Source organism: Streptomyces cahuitamycinicus, assembly GCF_002891435.1.
GTDB classification, from domain to species: domain Bacteria; phylum Actinomycetota; class Actinomycetes; order Streptomycetales; family Streptomycetaceae; genus Streptomyces; species Streptomyces cahuitamycinicus.
In genome coordinates this window covers 1-1,989 of sequence record NZ_POUC01000765.1, presented here as the reverse complement: position 1 = coordinate 1,989, position 1,989 = coordinate 1, and the positions used below count along the sequence as shown (strand labels likewise).

Annotated in this window: 2 protein-coding genes; one reads left to right on the top strand and one right to left on the bottom strand. The window is 74.4% G+C overall.

Translation table 11 applies throughout. The features are described 5' to 3' along the window. Positions 1–730, top strand: a 730-nt coding sequence (locus tag C1J00_RS42590) for an LLM class flavin-dependent oxidoreductase (protein ID WP_102914140.1), incomplete at its 5' end; no start/stop codon positions are given. Between the two features lie 15 nt (positions 731–745). Here the strand turns inward: C1J00_RS42590 and C1J00_RS42585 are convergent. Beyond that, the gene (locus C1J00_RS42585) at positions 746–1,777 is read right to left on the bottom strand and encodes a helix-turn-helix transcriptional regulator (RefSeq protein WP_102914139.1); all 1,032 of its coding nucleotides are present in this window, start codon (positions 1,775–1,777) and stop codon (positions 746–748) included. Between the last annotated feature and the right edge of the window lie 212 nt (positions 1,778–1,989).

The window sequence follows — 1,989 nt, the reverse complement described above, 5'->3', positions numbered from 1 at the left end:
CCAGGACCCCCACACCCCCTGGCCGAACTCGCTGCTGCTGCTCGCCGCCATCGCCTCGGTCACCTCCCGGCTGCGCCTGGCCGCCGCGGCCGTCCTCGCCCCGCTGCGTCACCCCCTCCTGCTCGCCCGCGAACTCGGCACCCTGGACCTGATCAGCGCGGGCCGCCTCGTCGTACAGCCGACGGTCAGCTGGAGCAAGGACGAGTACGACGCCCTGGGGGTGCCGTTCACCCGGCGCGGACGGCTCCTGGACGAGCACCTGGAGATCTGGGCGAAGGCCTGGGGGCCGTCCCCGATCTCCCACGACGGGCCGCACTACCCCTTCCAGGACGTGTACTTCGAGCCCAAGGCCCACCGGCCCGACGGCCCCCGGCTCTGGTTCGGCGGCCAGCGCCTGCACGGCCCGGTCCTGCGCCGCCTCGTCCGGTACGGCCACGGCTTCCACCCGCTCGGCCGGCCCACGCCCGGGGATCTCCGAGGGCTCGAGGAGGCGATGTCCGCGGCCGGGCGCGACGCCGCCGGTCTGGAGATGATCGGCGGTACCCGGGCCGTCTTCCCCGACGACCGCTCACCGGCGGACCTCGGCGCGGCGCTCGCCGTCATCCCTGAGCAGCTGGAGCAGGGCTTCACGACCTTCTGCGTCAAGCCGAACCAGTTCATCGACGACCCCGGCGGCGTGGGGGAGTTCTGCCGCGAGGTCATGCGTCGCGTCGAGACGCTGACGTCCTGACCGCCCCGGCCCGGATCACCGTTCGACGAACCGCGCCAGGTGGTCCGGGTCCGGCCGCAGCAGCCCGTCCCGCACCGCGAGCGCGGTGGCCTCGGCCCGGGAGGCACAGCCGGTCTTGCGCAGCAGGTGCTCGACATGGCTGTGCACGGTCCGCGGGGACAGGAACAGCGCCTGCGCGATGGCCTGGTTGGTCTGCCCCGTGGCCGCCCGGGTGAGCACCTCCAGCTCCCGCGGGCTCAGCCCGTACGGCAGTTCCGTGGGCGTCTCGTGCACCAGCACCGCGTCCGCCGCAAGGCCGGGCCCGGCCGGGTGCCGGTGCAGAGCGACCCGCCGCCAGCCTCCGCAGGCCGGCCACAGCAGCCGCAGCCGCTGCCCGCCCGTGTTGGTGAAGGCGTGCAGCAGCGCACGGAACCCGCCCTCCTCACGCAGCACCCGGGGCCGGTCGCGACCGGGCAGGTCCATGACGCGGCCGTCGCCGGTGACGAGGCTCGCCGCGTCCTCGCCCGCCAGGCCGTGCAGGTCGCCGGCGTGTGCCAGCGGGTCGGCGAAGGCGGCCAGGGCGGGGATCACGGAGGCGAGCAGCCGTCGCGCGTCGGTGTCGTAGGCGTCCGCGGTCTCGGTGGAGAGATGGACCAGCCCCACCAGCCGGCCCCGGTGCCGCAGCGCCCCCGTGACGCCGTCCCGGAAACCGGCCGGGCGCACCCGCTCGGCGTAGAACCAGCCGTGCCGGAAGCGCGGCCCGGCGTCCTCGGAGTCCTCCGCGTCATCCGAGATGGACGGCGGCAACTCCCGCCGTACGACGTTGCGGTACCACGGGGTGGCGACGAACTCTCCGGCGAGGGCCTGCGAGGCCTCGGCGGTGTAGCCGATGCTCGCGATCTGGACGTGGGAGCCGGTCAGCGGGTCGATCGTGAGCAGGGTCGCCGCGTCCAGCGGCAGCGCCAGGGCGAGTTCGCGCAGGGCCTGCGCGGAGGCGGAGGCGGTGTCGCGCTCGCGGGTGAGCATGCCGATGCGGGCGGCTGCCGCGATCTGGTGGTGGTTGGACATGCGAGCCTCCGTGCGGGCTCGGACGGCAATGTCGTTTGGAGCCTAACGATAGGGCGCCCATCCGTGTCCGGCAAGGTGTCCACCGGGCCCGGTCGAACCCGCGGTCGGTATTTGTACGGATGGTGCGGCGGGCCCGGCGGGTCTTTCCTGTTCGGCACAGCCGGACGCCCGCTCCAGTCGGGCCCACCCCCTCGGAGAGCCCTCGCCATGAC

What these genes read in the sequence shown, in the direction of transcription:
- C1J00_RS42585 (WP_102914139.1), bottom strand. Translation starts at nt 1,777, where the DNA reads ATGTCCAACCACCACCAGATCGCGGCAGCCGCCCGCATCGGCATGCTC.